The sequence below is a fragment of the Rhodococcus sp. MS13 genome, assembly GCF_013277835.1.
GTDB classification, from domain to species: Bacteria; Actinomycetota; Actinomycetes; order Mycobacteriales; family Mycobacteriaceae; genus Rhodococcus_F; species Rhodococcus_F erythropolis.
In genome coordinates, this window is record NZ_VBTL01000003.1 from 126,185 (window position 1) to 147,683 (window position 21,499).

Here is a 21,499-nt window from a genome sequence, read left to right on the forward strand (position 1 = left end):
TAAACTCACGTAGAGGTTAAATCTCGACGTGAAACGTTAAATGTGCGGGTCACGAAATCTTGTGCTGAGGCACGTCTTACGCAGTTGTCGCAAGGGCCGCGGCGAGCCCGAATGCGATGGCCATGAAGACAACTTCACCGATGGCGCGGCGCAGGGATCCGTCCGAACTCATGCGGTGTGCAGCACTTGCGACCACCCATGTCCGGCGCCACCACCATCCCAGTGCGACGAGCATTGCGATCGCCACGATCTTGGCGAGGATCACCCGGCCGTAAGCGGTGTCGTAGAAGGCGGAGAGCGAGTCGAGTCGCACCACGGCGTTGACGATACCGGTGACGACCAACGCGAGGACACATCGCCAGGCGAGGGCGGAGTACCTGGGCAACCAGATCGCCCAGGCACCGCGCGACGGTACGGCAAGCGCGAGTGCGGCGAGCACGCCGAACCACAAGGCCGCAGCGAGGACGTGAACGGCGTCGAGGATCGATCCGAAGCTCTGCTGCGCCATGTGCCCGGTGATCGGGCGGGCAGCGAGCGCCAACGCGGAGACGACCAATGCCGGTGCGACGGGCACCGTCTCGGGATTGGTGAACCCGTAGATGCCGTAACAGACCACGGCAAACGCGCACGCGATGATCGCGACACCGACGCGGCCGACGTTGACCTCGGAGACGAATGCGCCGAAGTGCCCGATGGTCAGCGAGGTGACCGGGGCGCCGTCTGCGGCTGCGGCATTGAGCACGAGGAGCGTGATCTCGGCGACGAGCCAAACCGCTGCCGCCGCGGTGAGCTGAGTCCACATGACGGCGGGGGTTGTTGCCGGGCGGCGTTCACTGCGGCCCATCCAGGCAAGCGTCGCGATGCCGAGCGTCAACGAGCCGCATCCGATCGCGAGAACGCGGACAGTGCTCGACGATTCGGGTCCCGACGGGCTCGCGAGGCCCCAGGCGATGAGGACTCCCAGCAGAGCTGTGGGTACGGCAAACAGCAACCACCACCTGTTTGCCGTACCCGTCACGCGATCAGCTCGACTTCGGCTTACGCAGCACGAAGAACAGCGCGCCGCCGAACACGACGACGCCGGCGACGATGAAGATCCACACCGGCATGCTGCCGGACTCCGACTCACCCGTACTCGACGCGGCGGCAGCGCCGGGAGTGCCCGACCCCGCCTCGGTGAGGGTGAAGGTCAGAGTTCCGTTGACGGGGTGGCCGTCGGCGGAAGTGACTCGGTACGCGATGGTGTAGACGCCGGTCGGCCCGAGATCGCCGAGGTCTGCACTGACAGTGGGTCCTTCGACGGACGGATCGCTCTTGGTCCAGAGGTTGCCGTCCGGGCCGGTGACCGTCAGCGCCGCGAACTGCGCCTGCAGAGCCTCGTTGAACGTGACCGAAACCTTGTCAGGCGCAACCTGAATGGAAGCGCCGTTTTCCGGGTTGGAGCCGACAACCGCGGAGTGCGCACTGGCCGTGCCCATTCCGAGCATCGTGGCCAGCATCGCGAGCATGCCGACGGCGATGACCTTGATCCGGGTACTCATCAGCGCTTGCTCCTGACCAGTGCGCCGAGGCCGAGTGCAGCGCCCAAGGCGCCGAGCACCAGGCCGACGCCGCCGAGCCAGCGCGCGGTGTTGTCTGACGAAGAAGATTCGGAAGCATCGGACGTCTCGGCAGTGTTATCGGCAGCAGGCGCTCCGTGAGCATCGCCGGTGGATGCGGCGAGAGTCAGCGTCGGCGCGGGCTTGTCCGGCTCGCTGCCGTCGGCAAGTTCTTCCTGATCCCAGTTGACGACGTTGCCGTCGCTGTACGTCTGCACGGCCTTGAACTCGACCTCTTCCTGCTCCGGCAGCGGGCCGGCGGAAAGGACGAACTGCTGGAACTGGCCGGGGGCGATTCCGACGCCGGGGTCGGCCGTCCAGGTCACGGACTTCGCGACCAGCGAGGTGGGGTCCTTCTCGACGACGGCGGTCCAACCGGGCATCGGTTCGGTGCGTGCCGACTTGAGGTCGGGGAGGGCCACCGTCAGCTTGGTGGTCGAAGCGGTGTCGGATTCGGTGGGCACGCGGAACGTGAGAACGGAGTATCCGCCCTGCGTAGCTCCTGGTGCGACGACGCTGACGTGTGCTGAAGCAATTCCGGCGGCCAGCAGCACAGCGCTGCCGGTAGCGACGGTCGTGACAACCGCACGCGAAATCAGGGTGTTCTTCATGTCGGGAAGTGTCCTCTTGGTCTGGTGAAGGGGTGGGGAGTTCTACGAATCTTCAGACCAGGGCAGGAGGACCGCGCCGCGAGATGCTGGCGCGAAGAAGGGCGTCGACGGGTCCGTGATGGATTCCGGTCGAGACGGTGTGGCCGCGGGAAGTGACGGCGGCGGGAGCCAGGGACGCCAGGACGACGTGAAGAGCGTGGGTGACAACGCGGTAGAGGCGCTCGGCGGCCAGGACCGCCACCGCACAGGCGACGGTGGCACCGGCGTGAGCACCGAGCATCACCAATCCCGGAGCGGGCGAATGAGCGTGCTCGGAGAGCGTCATGGTGGTGTGGGCGGCAAGCTGACCCAGGCCAAGAGCCACGATCAGGGCAGCGGGCCCCCGGGAGAGGGCGGGAAGGGTGGCCGTCACGGCGCCGACGGTTGCGCAGACTGCGAGCAGCAGGGTCAGCGAAGACGACTGTGGCAGCTCACCTCCACCGATTCCGTGCGCAGCGACAGCGAGAGCAGCCGAAGCGGAACCGACAGCTGTCCCCCGGAGGGTCGCGGTCTGCTCGGCTGCTCTCACTGTCTTTCTCAGGTCTAGCGCACGCCGAGGCGTGCGAGCAGATCTGCTTCGACGCCGTCGAGTTCGGAAGAAATTGCCTGATGAGCTGCCTTTCGGCGAGCCTGCGGCATCTGCTCGGCAGCGCGAACTGCTGTGCTGAGATCGCCGAGGCGCTCACGGATGGCGGCAGCGAAACGCTGCGTCTCCGCGTCGTCGGGCTTGCGGCTGAGGATCTCGGTGACCGAGCTCTCGGCACCGGCGATACGAGCGCTCAACTTTGCGCCGTGACCGGTGTAGTCACCGAGCTGGTCGACGGCGATGCCCATCTTCTGCGCGCGCGTGGTGTCGAGCTGGGCGCGCACAGCCGTTGCAGCGCGGTAGGCGATCGGCAGGAGAACGGGGGCAAGCAGACGTGCCACACCCAGGTACTTACGCACCTTGGCGACAGTCAGGCCCTGATTCGCAGCGGCTTTCTCCTGCGCCTTCAGGGTCGCGATCTGCGCCTTTTCGATCTTGTGCTGTGACTCGATCTCGGCTTTCTCCAGCTTCTTGAGCGACTTGGTCTCGACCTTGTCGCGCTTACGCTGGCTCTTGGCGTTGAGCTTCGCCTCGACCTCAGCCTTGTGCTTGAGAGCCTTTGCCTCCGCCTTGCGGGTGGCACGAGACTTTCGCTTCTTGAACAACCCCATCGAAAAGGACCCCGTTTCCAGGTGTTTGTGTGTTGCCAGGTACCTGCGCTTCGGCTTCAGCCTAGGGGAGCACATAATCTTCGTCATCGTGTGTTCCGTTAACAACCCCGCGCCCCAGCTCCCGATCATCGATTCGGGGGCGTTGACCCGATGCCGTCATCGGGTGCGTCTGGACGGGTTGTTTCCCGGGAAATCGGCTTCGGAACCCGTCGACACCGGCGTCAAGCAGCGCCAGGATGCCGCGATCGCGAAGCGCGCGGAGATCGCCGAACTGGTGATCGGTGCTGCTCCCGAGCGTTGGGTGAAGATCAACCCCGATCAATCGGCGTCGGCTCAGGCTCGTGACACTCTTGCTGCCTGTGAGGCCGGCGCGGACCGGATCTGGGGCGCGGTCTTGCCCGTCGAGCGCGACACCGGACGCAAGGGCCGCTGCGAAATGCTCATCCGTGACGACGAGGGCGGCGGGTACATCCCCGTCATTGTCGTCAATCACAAGGTGACCGATCCCGGCCAGGGCGCGATCACCTCGGGGCTCCTCGAATGGGAGCCCGCGGTCGATCCCAAGCGCAAGGTCCGCAGCCAGGTCCGCGATCAGATGCGCGTCGCGCAGGTCTATCGGATGCTCGAGCGTCGTGGGCTGGCGAGCCCGTCGCTCACGGCAGGCGCGATCGGATACAACGGAGACTGCGTCCTCGTCCACGACCTCAGTGCGATTCTCGACGATTACGACGAGCGTTTCGCCGACCGTATCGCTGTTGCCCGCGGTGAGGTGCTGACGTCTCCGTCACAGGTGAGCGAGTGCAAGTCGTGCCCGTGGTGGACCGAATGCAAGCAGGAGTTGGTTCGCAACCGCGATGTCAGCCTGGTGGCTGTCGGATCGCGAGCTGAGCTTCTGCGCGACGTCGGCTGCAACACGATAGATCAGCTGGCCGCCTGGGACGGTGAGCCGCTCGAGGATTGGCCGCACGGAAATTTCGACGACGCAGTCGTGATCGCCAAGGCGTGGTTGGCAGATGCTCCGTTGGTGCGGCGGTTCGAGAAGATCTCGGTGACTCGGGCGGACATCGAGATCGACGTCGACATGGAGAGCTATCAGGAGCACGGCGCCTACCTGTGGGGAACGCTGCTCAATGTCGGTGGCTTCTCGATGTATCGAGGATTTGCGACGTGGGATCCGCTGCCGACGCGTGACGAGGCGCGGTCGTTCGCAGAGTTCTGGGGCTGGCTGATGGCGGAGCGTGCCGCAGCCGCTGCTTCGGGTAAAACCTTTGCCGCATACTGCTATTCGCGTTCGGCCGAGGACAAGTGGTTGTTGGACTCGGCGCGCAGGTTTGCCGGCGAGCCCGGGATTCCGAGCAAGGACGAGATTCGTGAGTTCATCGACAGTCCGCAGTGGGTCGACATCTATCAAGCGGTGAGTGATCAGTTCATCTGCCCGAACGGCAAGGGACTCAAGAAGATTGCCCCCGTCGCCGGGTTCAACTGGCGTGACGCCGAAGCCGGTGGTGAAGCGTCGATGGCGTGGTACCGCGAGGCGGTCGGCTACGACGGTGAGCCGGACGAGACGCAACGGACACGCATCCTGCAGTACAACGAGGACGACGTCATCGCCACCAAGGTCCTACGTGAGTGGATGACGGACCGCGCGGAGATGGAAATTCCGCTGGCTTCCGAGTTGTAGCGCCGATCCGTTCTGTCGCTATTGTCTGAAACATCCTATTTAACAGTGTGTTTCAATTCGTAGTTTCTCGTCATCGTGTGCCCCGAGCCCGCATCCGCGCTACCTTCATCTGGTCGGCTCCACGATGGAGGGTGTTGCATGCTGAGCAGGCTGACTTCGAGTGCGAGCGACGCCGAACTGTCTGACGTCGAGCGGCGCGACCTCTTCTCTCGCCAGGTCCGTCAAGTGACAACGGTAGCTCCGCTGGCCAACGTCGCGAATTTCTTCAGTGCGTGCGCTTTGTTGGCCTATGTCGTGCCGCCGGCACACGAAGAGTTCCGCCTGATCTGGGGAGCGGCAGCGCTCGCAGTCATCCTCAATTCGGTGCGTGTGTGGCTGCCGAGGGCCATTCAGGGAGAGAGGTATTCGCCCAAGCACACGACCCGGTACGACTACTGGGCACTCATGCTCGAAGTGGTACTGCTGGGTGTTTTGTACACGATCCTCGCGGCCGAGATGCTTCCGGTGATAGACGGTTCACGAAAGCTGGTTCTGATCGCGACCATCGCCGGTGTGGTGGGTGCCGGTGCAGTTGCGCTGTCGACTGTTCGGTCGCTGGGTTTGGCCTGGATTCTGGTGCACGGCCTGGGATTGTTATTCGTCATGCTTGCCGGGGCGACGGCCGAGTACTTCGTCCTTTCGTTTCAACTCGTTGTCTACATCAGTATTCTGTGCGTCGGCGTTGTCTATCTGTGGGCGTCGTTCCGAAGTCGTTGTCTTGCCGAGTTCGAGGCTGCTGCCGAGCGCCAGACGGTCAGTTTGCTTCTCGACGATTTCGAGGGCGGGTCACGCGATTGGCTGTGGGAAGTCGACACCACCGGGACGTTGTCGCACACCTCCGCTCGGCTGTCGCAGATCTCGGGAGTCTCTGTCTCCGACCTGCGAACCCTGTCGCTGCGCGGATTGTTGGATTGGCTCGACGTCGGTTCGACGAAGAGTGGACGAGCCGCGGTCCACGTCATCGGAGATCACCTCGACCGCCTCATGCCGTTTCGAGAGGTCGTCATTCCCGTTCGTGTCGGCGGCGTCGACCGATGGTGGTCTCTGTCGGGTCATCCCAGGCTTTCCGAGGCCATGGAGTTCGTGGGTTGGCGAGGCGTGGGCTCGGACATCACCGAGAAGTACAACTACGAGCGGCGAATTCTGTGGCTCGCTGCAACCGACGGACTGACCGGGCTCCCGAATCGCCGGACGTTCGGCACGGAGCTGTCCGACGCGCTCGGCGCTGTCCGGACCGGCGAGCAGGTTCTTGTCGGCATCCTCGACCTGGACAATTTCAAGTCGGTGAACGACACGTTAGGACACCCCGTCGGTGACAAACTGTTGATTTCCGTTGCTGCACGGCTCAATCGGGTGGTCGACGGTGCCATGTGCGCCCGAATCGGTGGCGACGAATTCGGCGTCGTCTTGCGGGGAACAGGGGACGGCGGCGAGGTGTTTGCTCGCTATCTGGGTGCACTGCGTGAGCCGTTCTTCGTGCGGGGGAATCGCATCGAGGTTCGTGCATCGATCGGTTATGCCAGCTCGCCGGCAGATTCCGAAGACGCGGACACGCTTGTCATGTCCGCGGACCTGGCGCTGTATGCCGCAAAATCTGCCGGCAAGAACCGGGTCGGAAAATACTCACCGGCGCTGCGGGCGCGGGCCAGGGAACGAGCATCGGCCCTGCAAGAGCTTGGGCTTGCGATCGAGTCTCGGCAGTTCGAGCTGTACTACCAACCGCAGGTTCGTGCGGACACCGGCCGCGTCGAGGGATTCGAGGCACTGCTTCGCTGGAACCACCCGGTGCGGGGAGTGCTTGCGCCGCGCATCTTCATCGATGTCGCGGAAGAGACGGGTTTGATTGTCCCGCTGGGGCTTCAGGTTTTACACATGGCCTGCGCCGAAGCGACGACCTGGCCCGATGATACCTACGTGACGGTAAACGTCTCTCCGGTGCAACTGATGTCGTCCGGCTTCGGATCAGCAGTCAACGATGCGCTGGAGGCATCCGGTCTGTCCAGCAAACGGCTTCAGCTGGAAATCACAGAGACGGGAGCGGTAGAGGAGCTTGCCGTCGCCGAGCTGGATCGCCTGCGTGCCACCGGAATTGCGATTGCCCTGGACGACTTCGGAACTGGCTATTCGTCTTTCGAGAGTTTGAAGAAACTGCCGTTGGACATTCTCAAGATCGACCGGTCGTTCATCACCGAACTGAGCGAGGGTGATTCGGCAGTTGTCACTTCGGTGGTCGAGGTGGCGAAGGCGCTCGGTATGCAGTCATTGGCGGAAGGCGTGGAGACGGCCGACCAGCTGAGGCTCTTGCTCACCGCAGGTTGCGAATTGGTTCAGGGTTACTACGTCAGCCGACCGATGCCGGCGACGGAAGTGGCCGAGTACCTCAGCGCAACTGCCCAATCCAGCGGTGGGTATTTTCATTCGTTCTGACAAACCGTGCGCCTTTATTAACCGCGGGCGGTTAATAAAGGCGCACAGCAGGGAAGTTAGCGCGGCGCCATGCGGAGAGCGCCGTCCATGCGGATGGTCTCGCCGTTGAGGTAGTCGTGCTCGACGATCATCTGCGCGAGCTGCGCGTACTCGGACGGCTGGCCCAGGCGGGACGGGAACGGAACGCCGGCCTCGAGGCCCTTGCGGTACTCGTCGGTGACGCCTGCGAGCATCGGGGTGTCGATGATGCCGGGGGCGATCGTGTTGACGCGGATGCCGAACTGCGCGAGGTCACGGGCAGCCGGAACAGTCATGCCGTGCACTCCGCCCTTGGAAGCGGAGTACGCGATCTGGCCGATCTGTCCTTCGAAGGCAGCAACGGAAGCGGTGTTGATGACGACGCCACGCTGGCCGGACTCGTCGACGGCCTCGGTCTTGGAGATGGCGTCGGCCGCGAGGCGCATGACGTTGAAGGTGCCGAGCAGGTTGACGGTGATGACCGTGCGGAACAGCTCGAGGTCGTGCGGACCCTTCTTGGACAGGATGCGTCCGGCCCAGCCGACACCGGCACAGTTGACGACGATACGCAGCGGCGAGCCCGACTCGACGATCTGGTTGATCGCTGCTTCGACGTCTTCGCCGCTGGTCACGTCGGTGGGGATGAGGGTGACGCCGGCGGGGACGTTGTCGCCTGCGCGCTCGATCGACGCGGGCAGATCCAGGCCGAAGACGGTAGCGCCGGCGTCGGCGAGGCGCTTGGCTGTTGCGGCGCCGAGGCCTGATGCCGCTCCGGTGACCAGTGCTGCGGTTCCCTTGATTTCCACTTCGTGTGCTCCTCGAGTTAGCGATCGGTAAGGCGGTGGTGCGTGTCGAGAACCATAACGCGAGGGTGTATGTGAGGGCGAACGCGCGAGACCCGCGTAGGGCTGGGTACCTTGGACGCGAGGTCTGAGAGCAAAGCACCGGACGAGAGGGGACCTGCGTGAGCAAGGCGCCTGTGCGTCCCGCCGCTTCTGTCGAGAATTTCGAGCGGTTGCAGCGCGACCCGCTCTTCGAAGATCTTGCCGAGCTGATTGCCGAGGTTCTCTCCTACGCGTTCGATGCGCCGGCCGCCGTCGAGATCGAACAGTGGACGATCAGTTGCCTGCCGTCGACAAATCGATCGGCGGAGCGCCATCGCTTGTTCACACTCAACATCGGTCCGATGGAGATTCTGAGCGTCGAGTGCCATCTGGTCGGCGGTAAGCCGATCGAGCACGTCATGTCCGTGTACGTATCCAGTTCGGCACTGGAATCGCGAACCGGTTGCAGCATCGAAGAACTCGATGCCAAGCACGATCTGGTCGCCATCAGACGCACCGAGTTGGCGTCCGCCGACGGCGACGGGACCGTGATCGACTGCAGTCTCGAGGACTCGGATGCGTTGGAACAGTTCGCCCTACTGCCTGTCGACGTGACGACGGTACGTCCACTCGCGGAGCATCTTGTTGCCAAGGGCAAGGGCCCATTTCGGCAATATCACAACTCCGGGTTCGCCAAATATGTACTGGAAAGGTCGCTCGACCATGGTTGATCAGTTGCCCATCCGCCTCCCGCGTGTGCTGCGAGACGGGGACGATGCCGGCGCGGTCGACGTGCTGCAGGAATACTTCACGAGGCCGCTCCGAAAGACGGGCTATCTCCGTACCGGTGCGCTGTGGGATTCCTGGGATCCCAGTGGCAACCGCGATCGTGATGCGAACATCTTTACCGCGGAAGATCTTGTTGCGGTGACGCTTCTGTCGGTTCAGGTTCCGGCGCAAGGGGCCTTCTTCCTGCTCGGGGAGAACAATGCCGAACTGAACCGACTCCTGGCCGACGTGGGCCCCGATCGCGATCTGTCGAACGAACCCGATCCCTTCACTCCGGAATCTCCGGTGTGGCGGTTGGAGACGGCGCTTCGAGAGATTCACGGCGTCGGGCGAACCATGGCGTCCAAACTGATCGCACGCAAGCGTCCGCGGCTCTACCCGATCTACGACGACGTCATCGGGCGGGAGTTGGGAACGAAGGCTGCCCATCTGGAACCGGTACGAGAGGCCTTGCACGACGGAGAATTACACGTGCGATTGCTCGACTTGCGAGTTCGGGCCGGACTGGACGATGCCATTCCGGCGATCCGGGTGCTGGATGTGCTCGCCTGGATGCAGGGTAAGGGATACAAACCGGCACTCTAGCTTTCTTGTCGGTGGGCAGGTCTAGTGTCGAATGTATGTTCGATAATGGATCGACGGGCGGTGTGGGGGCAGTCGTAGATGACGACCGTCCTGTCGTCGATCCACTCGTGCTGCCGGACATGCTCTTTGCAACGGCGCAGAGCGAGAACATGCTGGCCGCACAGAAGGTGCTCGGTGCGTCCATGTTGTCGGAGTCGAGATTCAATGCGGAACTCGACGTGTCCGGTGATGTCGACAAGGCGTGGCGGATCGCGTGCAACGAGATCGCGGTCATGCTCACGTGTTCGCGGCGCACAGCCGAAGTTCACATCGAGATCGGTGACGCCTTGCGCGAGTTCCTTCCGCTCACCAAGGCCGCATTTTCTGCCGGCGAGCTGGACTATGCGCGCGTGCGCAAGATTGTCGACGGACTCACCGGGGTCGACCCCGAGGCGATCGCAGCACTCGAGCGCCGGGTACTTGCCTCGGCGCACCGTCTTCCGCCCGGGCAACTGGAGCGCGACATTGAACGTCAGCTCATTGCCTACGATCCGGACGCTGCCGCCGAACGTCGCCGGAAAATGCTGGAACACCGCGATGTTCGCACGCGTGCAGACCGTCACGGACTCGCCCAGTTGCAGGCAACACTCAGCGCGAACGAGGCTGTCGAAGCGCTTGGCCTGATCAACGAGGCCGCCGGAAGCGTCTGCAACCACGATCCACGAAATGCCTCGACGCGCCGGGCCGACGCGCTGGTTGCTCTCCTGCACGGTGAGAACGGGCTGACTTGCCAGTGTGGCAGCGAAACGTGCGAGGCAGCATCCCCATCAGGTCGATCAACTGCGCCCTCACGTCGGAAGCCGTTGCTGCACATCGTGTGCGATCTGGCGACGCTCCTCGGGTTGACGTCAGATCCCGCGAGTATCGACGGGTACGGGCCAATCGATCCCGACTTTGCTCGCGAGCTTGCCGCCGATTCCACTTGGCAGGCACTGTTTGTCGACTTTCGCTCTCAGGCCGCCGGGAATCGACCGCGTCGGCAACATGCTCCGACTGTCCTGCCGCTTGTCACCCGACGTGATCGCTTGAGTCGCGAACCGAAAGGCTGCGGAGATCGGATTCGGGCGATGCAACGGTTGGTCGCGCGAGCCCCGGACATAGTTCGAAGATCGGATGGGCATGGCGCCCAGCCCGATCCACCTCCCGGCGCGCTGACCTATGCTCCGGGAGCGGCTCTGGCCGCATTGGTGCGGGCCGTCGACGGTCACTGCCGATTTCCTGGCTGTTCGGTGCCCGCGAGCAGGTGCCAACTCGACCACATCACCGAGTTCGATCCTTCCGATCCGAGACGCGGTGGGTGGACCATTGCGAGCAACCTCCAATGCCTGTGTCGTCATCACCATCAGGTGAAGACCTACAGGTTGTGGACGCCGGTAATGCTGGAGGATCGTGCCATTCACTGGACCGATCAAACCAGCGGGTTGACGGCTGTCACGGTTCCGGAGAAGCGCTGACTTCGAAGATGGTCTCCAGACCGTCTTCTTCGTCCCACTGCTCACCGACTTCGTTGAAACCGTACTGGCTGATCAGATTTCGCGATGCGATGTTGTCCGGGCTGATGGTCGCTCGAACGATGTGCACTTCGGATTGGCGACTCGCGACGTCGAGAAGTATCTCGAGGGCAGTTCGTGCGTAGCCCAGTCGCCGGAATGCCGGATCGATGCGATATCCGATCTCCACCATCCCGCGCGCATCGGGGCGACCGTGGAATCCGGCCAACCCCACCGGCGTCGAGGTGCGGGCATCGACGGCGATGCGGGTGATCCACGCGCTGTCGAGTGGGTTCCCGGTTATCTGCGTGCTCCGGTAGCGCCACAAGCCCTGGCATTCTTCGCCGAGGAGATACGGGGTCAGGAGGTTGGGTTCGAGTTCCATTGCGAGAGTGGCGTTGTCTTCACCCAGCGCGTGTAGGGCGAGCGGTGGAACCCGGATCAGTTGAAGTCCACGTCCGTCGAGTGCCCAGGGTAGTTCGGTAACTGTCACAGGTCGGCGATCGGAGTCGACAGAGTTATGTCGACGCCGATGCTCCGAAGATTGCCGTCCAGAACCTGCCAGATGGAGCGCCCGAGGAACTCGGCCAATTCCGCACTGGTCACATCGGAACCCGGCTGGCTGAGCCAACGGTTGACGCTGACGTCGACCAATCCGATGACGCCGAAAGCCAAGGGCTCCGCCATCTTCGACGATTTGCCGCGGCTGGCGAGGATCGCACCCAACAGGTTCCCCAATTGCACGGCGATGGCCGTCTTGGTTCCGGTCACCACTTTCGAACCGGTGGCCCGCGTGCTCGGCGAGCCCTTGCCTAAAAAGTGGTGTAGCCGTGGGTATTTCACAATCCATTGGAGGTAAGTCTCGACTGCCCGCGAGATAGCCTCGCCGACCGTACCCTGCGGCGTGAGGGTGGGTGCCAGGTCGGTCATCATCATCTCGAGGATGCGAACTCGTAGCTGCTCGTCGAGGTCGGCTCGATCCTTGAAGATCCGGTAGACAACGGAACGGGGGACGTCGGCGCGCTCGGCGATCTGCTGGACGCCGACGTCGGCGCCACCTTCGTTGACTGCATCGAGGGCTGCGTCGAGGATCCGCGCTTTGCGCTGCTCCTTGTGATCGTTCCAGCGAGTGCTGCGCCCGTCGGGCTGCGCCGACTCGGCTGTTTTTGTCATAAATCGAACGATACTCACCCGGCCATTGACTGGACAAGATGTCTCACATACTTTGGTGGGACAGCGTGTCACACACAGATACCGTTCTCTTCAGGAGTGGCAATGAGTAACAGGGTTTTTGTCGTCGGCGTCGGCATGACGAAGTTCGAGAAGCCGGGAGCCCGCGAGTGGGACTACCCCGACATGGCACGCGAGTCGGGTACCAAGGCGCTCGAAGACGCGGGTATCGACTACACCGAGGTCGAGCAGGCATACGTCGGTTACGTCTACGGCGAGTCCACCGCAGGTCAGCGCGCTGTCTACGAGCTCGGTCTGACGGGCATCCCCATCGTCAACGTCAACAACAACTGTTCGACGGGATCGACCGCGCTGTACCTCGCCACGCAGGCTGTCAAGAGTGGTCAGGCCGACTGCGCACTGGCGCTGGGCTTCGAGAAGATGCAGTCCGGGTCCCTCGGATCCACCTACGACGACCGTGAACAGCCACTCATGCGGCACCTCCTCGCTCTCGCCGAGCTGCAGGAGTTCGCGATGCCGCCCGCTCCGTACATGTTCGGCGCGGCCGGCGTCGAGCACATGGAACGCTTCGGAACCACTGCAGAGCAGTTCGCGAAGATCGCGGTCAAGAACCACAAGCACTCACTGAACAACCCGTACGCCCAGTTCCAGGACGAGTACACCCTCGAACAGATCCTCGAAGCACGCCAGATCCACGGCCCGCTCACCAAGCTTCAGTGCTCGCCCACGTCCGACGGATCCGGCGCGGCAATCATCGCCAGCGAAGCATTCGTCGAGAAGCACGGGCTCGCTGCTCAGGCGATCGAGATCGTCGGGCAGGCCATGGTCACCGACATGAACAGCACCTTCGAGGACAAGAGCGCCATCAGCCTCGTCGGCGCGGACATGACCCGTAAGGCCGCTGAGAAGGTGTACGCGCAGGCCGGGATCACCGCCGACGACGTCGACGTCATCGAACTCCACGACTGCTTCTCCACCAACGAGTTGCTGACCTACGAGGCGCTCGGACTGTGCGCAGAAGGTGACGGCGGCAAGCTCGTCGACGCCGACGACACCACCTACGGCGGACGCTGGGTGGTCAACCCGTCCGGGGGCCTCATCTCCAAGGGGCACCCCCTCGGCGCAACCGGCCTCGCCCAGTGCGCCGAACTCACCTGGCAGCTCCGCGGAACCGCCGACAAGCGTCAGGTCGACGGCGCGAAGGTCGCTCTCCAGCACAACATCGGACTCGGCGGCGCAGTTGTCGTGACCGCATACAAGCCCTACGCACGCTGAATCACACCCACAACCCGCCAGCTACCCACTAGGAGTTTCATCATGGCTTCCGTTTCCGTCTCCGCTGTACTGCCCGCATCCCCCGAGAAGACCTGGGATGCGCTCTCCGACCTGTCTCGCTGGGAAGAGTGGCTCACCATTCACCAGGGCTGGAAGAGTGAACTCCCCACCGAGGTTGCGTTGGGCGCCAAGTTCACCGAGGTCGTCTCCGTGATGGGTATGGCCAACAAGATCGAGTGGACCGTCGAAGAGGTCGAGGTTCCGAAGATGGTCAAGATTGCCGGTACCGGAATGGCCGGCGTCACCGTCGAATTCGTTCTCTCGGTCGAGGCCGACGGTGCCGGTTCGAAGGCAACCGTCGACGCCAGCTTCAAGGGCACCATGATCGTCGGGCCGATCGGCAAGGCAGTAGCCAAGAACGCCAAGGCTGATCTCGAGGCCTCGCTGGCCAAGTTCGCCGAGCTGGTCGGGTAACGGCTCAATGACGACACCGAAGACCAACGCGGTCGAATTCGATACGTCCGGGCTGGACGTATGGACCGACCCGGAGCACTTCGAGGTGACAGCCGAGCGCATCGCTGAATACGCCGCTGCCACCAACGATCCCATCGAGCGACACCTGAAGGGCGAGATCGCTCCACCGGTCTTCGCGGTGGTACCCGTCTTCATGTCGATGGCACCCGCTGCGCTGTCGGTGGCGCCGGTCGAACTGCTGATGAAGCTCGTTCACGGTGAGCAGGACTTCCTGTTCCACCGTCCGATCTACCCCGGTGACCACCTTGTCGCTCGTGCCAAGCCCATCGGATTCGAGGGCCGAGACAACGGATCCACCGTCGTCATCTACGTCGAAACCAAAACCGACAAGGGTGAATTGGTCAACGAGCAGTGGATGACGGCCTTCTTCCGCAAGGTCGACGCGGGCCCCGGACTTGGCGAGAAGGCTCCCGAACACCGATTCGACGACGCTCTTCGCGCTGGTAGTCCCGCAGCGGTGGTGAACCAGCACATCGACGAGGACCAGACATTCCGGTACTCACCGGCTTCCGGCGATCCGATGCCGATTCACCTCGACGAGGAGATCGCTCGGATGTCCGGTCTCCCCGGAATCATCAACCACGGACTGTGCACGATGGCGTTCACGTCGTGGGGAGCCCTGACCGAACTGGCAGGCGGCGAGACCGAGCGGTTGCGCCGTCTCGCAGTGCGATTCGCGAAACCCGTACTCCCGACACAGGACATCGAGACGGTGTTCCACAAGTCGGGTTCGGCAGACGGAGCCACGTCGTACTCGTACGAAACCAGCGCGGTCGGTGACCTCGTCATCAAGGACGGCCTCGCGGTCATCGCCGACAAATGAGTCTTCATGTCCGACAACTGAACTGATGGGAATCTGAACTGATGGGAAGTCTCGACGGTCGCGTAGCGATCATCACCGGAGCAGGACGCGGCATCGGCCGTGAGCATGCGCTGCTCTTCGCTCGTGAGGGTGCGAGCGTCGTGGTCAACGATCTCGGCGGCGCAAACGACGGATCGGGCGCAGATGCCGGCCCGGCGCAGCAGGTAGTCGACGAGATCGTCGCTGCAGGCGGTAAGGCCGTTGCCAACACCGACAACATCGCCACCTGGGACGGCGCCGAGGGCCTCGTCAAGCAGGCCGTCAGCGAGTTCGGCCGACTCGACGTACTGGTCAACAACGCGGGCATTCTCCGTGACGCCTTCATTGCCGGCATGGACGAGAGCCAGTGGGATGCAGTCATTGCCGTGCACCTCAAGGGTCACGCAGCGACGCTGCACCACGCTGCCGCGTACTGGAAGGACCAGAGCAAGGCAGGCGAGACCGTCAACGCTTCGGTCATCAACACCGCTTCGGCTTCGGGTACCTTCATGCCCAACGCGGGCCAGGGCAACTACGGCGCCGCCAAGGCGGGCATCGCAGCCCTGACTCTGGTGGCCGCAGACGAGCTCGATCGATACGGTGTGCGCGTCAACGCAATTGCGCCGATCGCGCGTACTCGACTGACGCTGGCGACACCCGGTATGGGCGCGTTGTTCGCCGCCGAGGTCCCCGAGGGTGAGTTCGACGCGTTTGCGCCGTCCAACATCTCCCCGCTGGTGGCCTATCTAGCGGCAGCGGATTGCAAGCTGACCGGCAAGGTGTATGCCGTTCAGGGTGGGGCCATCACGGAACTCGCCGGCTGGCACGGTGTGAACACCATCGAGAGCGAGGGTCCCTGGACCACCGCCGACCTCGCAGAACGTCTGTAAGCGCATGGCACGCAACGCATACGAACTCGGCCTCGGGCTGAGTGAGGAGCACACCGCACTCGCAGATTCGGTGCGGTCATTCGCCGAGCGCACCATCACCACCGAGCAGGTGCGCGCGGCGGTGGAGTCGAGGACCGAGGACAAGTTCCCCGAGTTCTGGACGGCACTGGTCGGGCAAGACCTTCTCGGGCTCGCGGTTCCGGAAGAACAAGGTGGTCACGGCGCCGGTCTGCTGACCTTGGCGGTGGCACTGGAAGCATTGGGCCGCACTGTCTCTCCCGGCCCGTTTGTTCCGACGGTATTGGCAAGCGCCGTTCTCGGCGCCGCTGATTCCAAGGCGGGACCCGAGTTCCTGCCGGGCCTGATCGACGGAAGTCGTACAGCAGCAGTCGCCTTGGGTGCACCGTTGACGGCCGAGTCGTCGGACGGCGGATACAAGATCACGGGCGCACTCGACGGTGTGCTCGGTGGTGAACATGCCGACGTGCTGCTGGTCCCGATCCAGTTGCCCGAGGGTGTCCGCTACGCGGTGCTCGAGAGCAGCGCAGTCGCGATCACCGTGCAGGACAGCATCGACGTGCTGCGCGGCAGTGCGCGGATCGAAGCTGACAATGTTCAGATCAGCGCCGAACGGATACTCGACGGTCTCACCGAGGCGCGGGTACGGTCCATTGCCGCAGTCGTTCTCGGCGCCGAAGACGTCGGCGTCATGTCCTGGTGTGTTTCCACTGCGTCGGAGTACGCCAAGACACGCGTGCAGTTCGGGCGACCCATCGGCCAGTTCCAGGGTGTCAAGCACAAGTGTGCGCAGATGGGCATTGCGCTCGAGCAGGCACGCGCCGTTGTGTGGGATGCGGCAAGCGCATTGGACAAGGGCGACGACACGGCAGATTTTGCCGCCGATATCGCCGCAGTCATCGTGCCGGACGCCGCAGTGCAGGTAGCGCAGGATTGTGTGCAGGTCCACGGCGGCATCGGATTCACGTGGGAGCACGACGCCCACCTGTACTACCGTCGCGCGCTCTCGATCCGCGGCATTCTCGGTACTCGCGAGGATCGCGCCAATCGTGTTGCGCAGCAGGCACTTGACGGTGTCAGCCGGGCTTCGGTTCTCGAACTGCCGCCCGAGGCAGAGGAGATCCGCGGAGACATTGCGGCTGAGCTTGCCCAGTTGGTCGATCTCGACGAGGACGACCAGCTGATCGCACTCGGCGACGGCGGCTGGGTTCAGCCTCACCTGCCGAAGCCGTACGGGCGCAGCGCCGCTCCGCTAGAGCAGATCGTCATCTCCCAGGAGATCAAGGCTGCGGGTATCTCGATGCCGCAGCTCCTGATGGGCACCTGGGCCGTGCAGGCCGTCGTAGCGCATGGTTCGGACAAGCAGAAGCAGGAATTGGCAATACCGACCCTGCAGGGTGAGCTGGTGTGGTGCCAGCTCTTCAGTGAGCCCGGTGCTGGTTCCGACCTCGCGTCATTGTCCACGAAGGCCGAAAAGGTCGACGGCGGTTGGAAGATCACCGGTCAGAAGATCTGGACCACGGTTGCGCAGTTCTCCGACTGGGCAATGCTGATCGCCCGTACGGACGCCACCAAGCCGAAGCATCAGGGCATCACCTACTTCGTGCTCGATATGTCGACACCGGGCATCACCGTCCGCCCGCTGCGTGAGATGACGGGTTCGGCGTTGTTCAACGAGGTGTTCCTCGACGACGTGTTCATCCCCGACGAGAACGTGGTCGGCGAGGTCAACGACGGCTGGAACGTCGCACGTACGACGCTGGCCGGCGAGCGCGTCGCCCTGAGCCAGAAGATGGAGGCGTACGCCTCGGACTCCGATCTGCTGAAGTTCGCGAAGTCGGCAGACCTGAGCCCGATCGGGCGCTACCGCGTCGGCGAGCTGGTGGCCGAGAGTCAGGCGATCGACCTCATCGGCTCCCGCGTTGTGCTCAAGCAACTTTCGGGAATCGACGTGAGTACGACGTCGAGCGTCGGCAAGCTGTTGGCGATGAAGATCAGCCAGTCGATCGCCGAGTTCGTCGTCGCCGAACTGGGTGCTGCCGGAGCGGTCAGCATCCCAGGTCAGCCAAGCGACAAGGCGATGGAGCAGCTCATTTCGGGCCGTGCCACCACCATTTACGGCGGCACAACCGAGGTGCAACTCAACGTGATCGGTGAGCGCATGCTCGGATTGCCGCGAGACTGAGGGTATTGACCGGTGAGGCTCAGTCCTGGATTCTTCTCCAGGGCTGAGCCTCTTCCAGTTCGAAGGCCAATTCGAGGAGCGTGCGCTCGTCGCCGAGATCGGCGGAGAAATGCGAAGCCAACGGCAAACCGTTGCTGGTCTGGTGCATCGGTAGCGAAATCGCGGGACCACCGGAGATGTTGTTCAGCGGCGTGAACGATGTGTACGCGATCAACTTGTCGAAGAGTTCCTCGAAAGGCTGAGCGGGAGAGAGGTATCCGAGTTCGGGGGTGGTGTGCCCCAGGGCCGGCGAGAGCACGACGTCGTACTTCAAGAACATGGCGCTGTACTGCTGCTGGAGCCGTCGCAGGCGGTAGAGCACGCGCGGCGTCTTCACCAGGTTCTTCCGGTACAGCGTGTAGAGGCCCTTCGTGAGATTGTCGGTGCCGGACTTGTCGAAGTCGGGCCCGAGCATCTGTTTGCCACCGGTGGAGATGGCAAACGACAAAAAGCCCCAGTAGATGCTGAAGTCGTCGATGAATTCCGGTCCGACGGGCAATGCCGCGTCCTCGACGTGATGGCCAAGGCCGGCAAGGAGTTCAGCCGTAGCTTCGACGGACTTGCGTGTCTCGTCGTCGGTCTTGGTGACCGTCACGGAATCGGTGATCACGCCGACGCGCAGGCGGGTTGAGCTGGGTCCTTCGATCAGGCGAACCGGTGCGAGTCGTGGATTGCGGTAGTAACTTTCGGCCGCTGACATCCATCGTGCGGTGTCGCGAACCGTGCGGGTGACGGCGCCCTGAGAGATCAGCCGGATCGGCATCGACTTGTCGGCCGGATCGGCGATGGTACGGCCGCGAGTGGGTTTGAGTCCGACCAGTCCGCAGGCAGCGGCGGGAATGCGAATCGATCCACCACCGTCGTTGGCGTGCGCGATCGGGAGGACTCCGGCAGCAACCAGTGCAGCAGCGCCACCCGAGGAAGCGCCCGACGAGTAGGCCGGGTTCCACGGGTTGTGCACGGGTTCTTCCGTCATGTACTCGGTGGACGCACTGAATCCGAACTCGGGCAGTCGGGTCTTGCCGATCGAAATGGCCCCGGTGGAGAGGAACTGATTCGCGAAATCGCTGTCAGCCTTGGCGGGGACTGCTGTGAAGGCGGTGCTGCCCTGCTGGGTGGGAAGGCCGGCGCTGTCGGTGTTGTCCTTGATCGCGGTGGGGACGCCGGCGAAGATGCCCGCGGCCGGCCGGTTGCTCCTGGCAAGGGCGCGATCGAAGTCTGTGCAGGCCAAACCGTTCAATTGCCCCTGCACTGCCTCGGCGCGCGCGATCGACGCCTCCATGACTTCCCGTGCGGTCACCTCGCCTGATTCGATCCGGGCGGCGACGCCGGTGGCGTCGAGATCGCCCAGGGCGTCATCGGTGAATGCGTGGACGGGGGTGTTGGGGCTCATGGGGATCCTTGTCAGGCGGAGGCACTCAGGTCGTCCGTCCAGCATATTGGACGGACGACCCCTGAGTGGCGCTATCTGTGGATTGCGGTATCAGCTACCGAAGATCGTCACAGCCTGCTCTGCTGCCTGCGGTGCCTGCTGGAACAGGCCCTGAGGGATGAACTGCTGAGGAATGAACTGCTGGGGACCCAACTGCTGGAAGTTCGTGACCATCGGGTGGATGACGTTGTTGAATACATCGTTGAACATGTGTTGTGTCCTTCGGTTACAGCGTTTTTCGAACTTCTGACTCCATCGACACTAAGCACGGTTCGGGTGGGTTTCAACGAAAATCACTGATACACAGTCAAGTTCAAGTTCATTGCCAGCTAGGGGCCAGGAATCGGCGTTTCTTCACAGCTTCGACGCGGTGCCGTGCAGATTCTTGGCTGTCGGGGACGTCTCGACGGATTTTGGATCGGGGTACGTGCCCAGTACGCGATCGGCCGTTCCCGCGGTGGTGACGGTGAACCAGTAGTGCTCGTTCTTGAAGTGATGGTTGCGATGGTTGCGCCAAACCGACCGGTAGAGAGCAGTTTTCGGCTTGTAGTCACTGTGGATGAGGAAATGAGTCCACTCGTAGCCGAGGCCGAGTACGGAAATGCAGGTCAGGAAGGTCAGACCGAGTTCGACGCGGGGAAACGCCAGGAGTGCGACGGCAGTCAGGACGGGAATCACGATCAGGAGCGTCTGCCACGGAATGAAGATGAGTGAGACGGTTCGCGGGGCGAAATGGTGCTCCCGATGGCTGCGCGCCAGGCGTGAATCGAGGGTGACGCCGGCAATGGTCCGCGGCTTCCAGTGGAGAACGAAGACGTGAATAATCCACTCCACGAAGGGAAATGCGGCAAGCATCACGAGCGGAACAAGGGCGTCGGTGATCTGCCAGTTGCCCAGCGTGAAGCGCGCTGCCGCGGCGACCACCAACATGGTGCCGATCATCCACGGCGTCGGTGACTTGCGGAACGTCCGTGCTGCGTCGGCCAGAGTGAGAGGCTTGCTCATGGTTTCAGTCCTTCCAGGAAGGTGAGAGCATCGCCGATTGCCGTCGTACCGGTGTGAAGGAGCTGTGCGGCTGACGCCTCGGCAGTTGACTCGTCGTGTGAAGTGATGGCGGAGGCCAGTTTTCGATACAGGTCGGTCTGGCCGACTTCGGCGACCATGACGGAGGCAAGTGCAGTCATGGCCGGTTCGTATGCAGCGCGCAGGCTGTTGAAGATCAAACGGAAGGCAATGGAATCCGCGCTGTCGACGACGACGTCCCAGAACGCCAGAGCGCGGTCTTGCAGCTCTACCGGATCTTCGGTGGCGCCTAGTTGATCCACGGCCGTGTCGAGTTCTCGGGCAGATTCCGCGGAGATGCGACGGGCGGCCAGCACCGCGATCTGCGGTCCCATCAACTCGCGAGTTTCCAGGACGCTGCGCACCACGGTCAGGTCGGGGACGCCGTCTCGAACCAACAACTGGGGGAGAAGTTCGGGTCCGGCCTGGCGTCGAAAATCTCGCACGGACGTGGACTCGCCCTGGCGGACCTCGACGAGCCCGGCCTGGGCGAGCTTCTGAATTGCCTCGCGGACTGCGGGCCGCGAGACACCGAATGCCTCGGCGAGCTTGCGCTCGCTGGGTAGCGCCTCACCCGCGGCCAACTCTCCGGCCAGTACTTTCACTGAAATCTGGTCGAACACTGCGCCGGAAGCGGAGGTACGTGCAACGGGTTGGAACATGTACCGACCGTAAACTCTAACTGGTGAGAGGTC

General features: G+C 63.2%; 22 protein-coding genes. 10 read left to right on the forward strand and 12 right to left on the reverse strand.

Going from position 1 to position 21,499, the window contains the following annotated elements:
• Positions 1-76: 76 nt before the first annotated feature.
• Genes FEZ59_RS06300 through FEZ59_RS06320 form a run of 5 tightly spaced genes read right to left on the reverse strand, consistent with a single transcriptional unit; the run spans position 77 to position 3,445 of the window.
• Positions 77-1,018, reverse strand: coding sequence for a CopD family protein (locus FEZ59_RS06300; RefSeq protein WP_069146704.1), 942 nt, complete (start codon positions 1,016-1,018; stop codon positions 77-79).
• 4 nt (positions 1,019-1,022) lie between these two features.
• A complete protein-coding gene (locus tag FEZ59_RS06305; RefSeq protein WP_020905707.1) occupies positions 1,023-1,541 on the reverse strand; it encodes a copper resistance CopC family protein in 519 nt (172 codons plus the stop codon).
• Positions 1,541-2,209, reverse strand: a complete 669-nt coding sequence (locus FEZ59_RS06310) for a YcnI family protein (protein ID WP_153213353.1) — start codon at positions 2,207-2,209, stop codon at positions 1,541-1,543. Before FEZ59_RS06310 ends, FEZ59_RS06305 begins: the two co-directional genes overlap by 1 nt.
• Positions 2,210-2,261: 52 nt before the next feature.
• A complete protein-coding gene (locus tag FEZ59_RS06315; protein ID WP_003944165.1) occupies positions 2,262-2,777 on the reverse strand; it encodes a hypothetical protein in 516 nt (171 codons plus the stop codon).
• 14 nt (positions 2,778-2,791) lie between these two features.
• Positions 2,792-3,445 (reverse strand): DUF6474 family protein, encoded by a 654-nt coding sequence (locus FEZ59_RS06320; RefSeq protein WP_003944178.1) that lies wholly within the window; start codon positions 3,443-3,445, stop codon positions 2,792-2,794.
• A 124-nt stretch (positions 3,446-3,569) separates the two neighbouring features.
• Between FEZ59_RS06320 and FEZ59_RS06325 the strand changes: the two genes are divergently transcribed.
• Entirely contained in the window at positions 3,570-5,126 is a 1,557-nt protein-coding gene (locus tag FEZ59_RS06325) for a TM0106 family RecB-like putative nuclease (protein WP_172932538.1), read from the forward strand.
• Between the two features lie 138 nt (positions 5,127-5,264).
• Positions 5,265-7,592 (forward strand): EAL domain-containing protein, encoded by a 2,328-nt coding sequence (locus FEZ59_RS06330; protein WP_172932430.1) that lies wholly within the window; start codon positions 5,265-5,267, stop codon positions 7,590-7,592.
• A gap of 56 nt (positions 7,593-7,648) precedes the next feature.
• Here the strand turns inward: FEZ59_RS06330 and FEZ59_RS06335 are convergent, their stop codons facing one another.
• Entirely contained in the window at positions 7,649-8,416 is a 768-nt protein-coding gene (locus FEZ59_RS06335; protein WP_020905712.1) for an SDR family NAD(P)-dependent oxidoreductase, read from the reverse strand.
• Between the two features lie 158 nt (positions 8,417-8,574).
• On the opposite strand from FEZ59_RS06335, the gene FEZ59_RS06340 reads away from it, so the two are divergent.
• The 3 genes from FEZ59_RS06340 to FEZ59_RS06350 are packed head-to-tail and all read left to right on the forward strand — an operon-like array spanning position 8,575 to position 11,301.
• A complete protein-coding gene (locus FEZ59_RS06340) occupies positions 8,575-9,165 on the forward strand; it encodes a hypothetical protein (protein WP_020968068.1) in 591 nt (196 codons plus the stop codon).
• Complete coding sequence (locus FEZ59_RS06345; RefSeq protein WP_020968069.1) at positions 9,158-9,808, forward strand: DUF6308 family protein; 651 nt, start codon at positions 9,158-9,160, stop codon at positions 9,806-9,808. The genes FEZ59_RS06340 and FEZ59_RS06345 overlap by 8 nt, the downstream gene beginning before the upstream one ends.
• A gap of 35 nt (positions 9,809-9,843) precedes the next feature.
• Positions 9,844-11,301: an HNH endonuclease signature motif containing protein gene (locus tag FEZ59_RS06350; protein ID WP_172932431.1), complete on the forward strand. Its 1,458-nt coding sequence runs from the start codon at positions 9,844-9,846 to the stop codon at positions 11,299-11,301.
• On the opposite strand, the gene FEZ59_RS06355 is transcribed toward FEZ59_RS06350, so the two are convergent.
• Positions 11,279-11,830 (reverse strand): GNAT family N-acetyltransferase, encoded by a 552-nt coding sequence (locus tag FEZ59_RS06355; protein WP_021342391.1) that lies wholly within the window; start codon positions 11,828-11,830, stop codon positions 11,279-11,281. The genes FEZ59_RS06350 and FEZ59_RS06355 overlap by 23 nt on opposite strands.
• A complete protein-coding gene (locus FEZ59_RS06360) occupies positions 11,827-12,510 on the reverse strand; it encodes a TetR/AcrR family transcriptional regulator (protein WP_172932432.1) in 684 nt (227 codons plus the stop codon). The genes FEZ59_RS06355 and FEZ59_RS06360 overlap by 4 nt, the downstream gene beginning before the upstream one ends.
• A 102-nt stretch (positions 12,511-12,612) precedes the next feature.
• On the opposite strand from FEZ59_RS06360, the gene FEZ59_RS06365 reads away from it, so the two are divergent.
• The 5 genes from FEZ59_RS06365 to FEZ59_RS06385 are packed head-to-tail and all read left to right on the forward strand — an operon-like array spanning position 12,613 to position 18,271.
• Positions 12,613-13,803 (forward strand): lipid-transfer protein, encoded by a 1,191-nt coding sequence (locus tag FEZ59_RS06365; protein ID WP_007735955.1) that lies wholly within the window; start codon positions 12,613-12,615, stop codon positions 13,801-13,803.
• 42 nt (positions 13,804-13,845) lie between these two features.
• The gene (locus FEZ59_RS06370) at positions 13,846-14,277 is read left to right on the forward strand and encodes an SRPBCC family protein (RefSeq protein WP_003944139.1); all 432 of its coding nucleotides are present in this window, start codon (positions 13,846-13,848) and stop codon (positions 14,275-14,277) included.
• Positions 14,278-14,284: 7 nt separating this feature from the next.
• Positions 14,285-15,160, forward strand: a complete 876-nt coding sequence (locus FEZ59_RS06375) for a MaoC/PaaZ C-terminal domain-containing protein (RefSeq protein ID WP_021342394.1) — start codon at positions 14,285-14,287, stop codon at positions 15,158-15,160.
• Between the two features lie 41 nt (positions 15,161-15,201).
• Positions 15,202-16,068 carry an SDR family oxidoreductase gene (locus FEZ59_RS06380; RefSeq protein ID WP_007735961.1) on the forward strand — a complete coding sequence of 289 codons (867 nt, stop codon included), beginning with the start codon at positions 15,202-15,204 and terminating at the stop codon, positions 16,066-16,068.
• Positions 16,069-16,072: 4 nt separating this feature from the next.
• Positions 16,073-18,271: an acyl-CoA dehydrogenase gene (locus tag FEZ59_RS06385; protein ID WP_069146693.1), complete on the forward strand. Its 2,199-nt coding sequence runs from the start codon at positions 16,073-16,075 to the stop codon at positions 18,269-18,271.
• Positions 18,272-18,290: 19 nt separating this feature from the next.
• Here the strand turns inward: FEZ59_RS06385 and FEZ59_RS06390 are convergent, their stop codons facing one another.
• The 4 genes from FEZ59_RS06390 to FEZ59_RS06405 form a co-directional block, all read right to left on the reverse strand.
• A complete protein-coding gene (locus tag FEZ59_RS06390) occupies positions 18,291-19,703 on the reverse strand; it encodes an amidase (RefSeq protein WP_172932433.1) in 1,413 nt (470 codons plus the stop codon).
• A gap of 90 nt (positions 19,704-19,793) precedes the next feature.
• The gene (locus FEZ59_RS06395) at positions 19,794-19,952 is read right to left on the reverse strand and encodes a hypothetical protein (RefSeq protein WP_020905720.1); all 159 of its coding nucleotides are present in this window, start codon (positions 19,950-19,952) and stop codon (positions 19,794-19,796) included.
• A gap of 144 nt (positions 19,953-20,096) precedes the next feature.
• Positions 20,097-20,747, reverse strand: a complete 651-nt coding sequence (locus tag FEZ59_RS06400; RefSeq protein ID WP_172932434.1) for a sterol desaturase family protein — start codon at positions 20,745-20,747, stop codon at positions 20,097-20,099.
• Complete coding sequence (locus FEZ59_RS06405) at positions 20,744-21,466, reverse strand: GntR family transcriptional regulator (protein ID WP_019746349.1); 723 nt, start codon at positions 21,464-21,466, stop codon at positions 20,744-20,746. Before FEZ59_RS06405 ends, FEZ59_RS06400 begins: the two co-directional genes overlap by 4 nt.
• Positions 21,467-21,499: the final 33 nt, after the last annotated feature.

Coding starts and splice junctions, on each gene's coding strand:
- FEZ59_RS06305 (WP_020905707.1), bottom strand. CDS start 1,541: ATGAGTACCCGGATCAAGGTCATCGCCGTCGGCATGCTCGCGATGCTG.
- FEZ59_RS06310 (WP_153213353.1), bottom strand. CDS start 2,209: ATGAAGAACACCCTGATTTCGCGTGCGGTTGTCACGACCGTCGCTACC.
- FEZ59_RS06320 (WP_003944178.1), bottom strand. CDS start 3,445: ATGGGGTTGTTCAAGAAGCGAAAGTCTCGTGCCACCCGCAAGGCGGAG.
- FEZ59_RS06330 (WP_172932430.1), top strand. CDS start 5,265: ATGCTGAGCAGGCTGACTTCGAGTGCGAGCGACGCCGAACTGTCTGAC.
- FEZ59_RS06345 (WP_020968069.1), top strand. CDS start 9,158: ATGGTTGATCAGTTGCCCATCCGCCTCCCGCGTGTGCTGCGAGACGGG.
- FEZ59_RS06350 (WP_172932431.1), top strand. CDS start 9,844: ATGTTCGATAATGGATCGACGGGCGGTGTGGGGGCAGTCGTAGATGAC.
- FEZ59_RS06360 (WP_172932432.1), bottom strand. CDS start 12,510: ATGACAAAAACAGCCGAGTCGGCGCAGCCCGACGGGCGCAGCACTCGC.
- FEZ59_RS06365 (WP_007735955.1), top strand. CDS start 12,613: ATGAGTAACAGGGTTTTTGTCGTCGGCGTCGGCATGACGAAGTTCGAG.
- FEZ59_RS06370 (WP_003944139.1), top strand. CDS start 13,846: ATGGCTTCCGTTTCCGTCTCCGCTGTACTGCCCGCATCCCCCGAGAAG.
- FEZ59_RS06375 (WP_021342394.1), top strand. CDS start 14,285: ATGACGACACCGAAGACCAACGCGGTCGAATTCGATACGTCCGGGCTG.
- FEZ59_RS06380 (WP_007735961.1), top strand. CDS start 15,202: ATGGGAAGTCTCGACGGTCGCGTAGCGATCATCACCGGAGCAGGACGC.
- FEZ59_RS06385 (WP_069146693.1), top strand. CDS start 16,073: ATGGCACGCAACGCATACGAACTCGGCCTCGGGCTGAGTGAGGAGCAC.
- FEZ59_RS06390 (WP_172932433.1), bottom strand. CDS start 19,703: ATGAGCCCCAACACCCCCGTCCACGCATTCACCGATGACGCCCTGGGC.
- FEZ59_RS06395 (WP_020905720.1), bottom strand. CDS start 19,952: ATGTTCAACGATGTATTCAACAACGTCATCCACCCGATGGTCACGAAC.
- FEZ59_RS06400 (WP_172932434.1), bottom strand. CDS start 20,747: ATGAGCAAGCCTCTCACTCTGGCCGACGCAGCACGGACGTTCCGCAAG.
- FEZ59_RS06405 (WP_019746349.1), bottom strand. CDS start 21,466: ATGTTCCAACCCGTTGCACGTACCTCCGCTTCCGGCGCAGTGTTCGAC.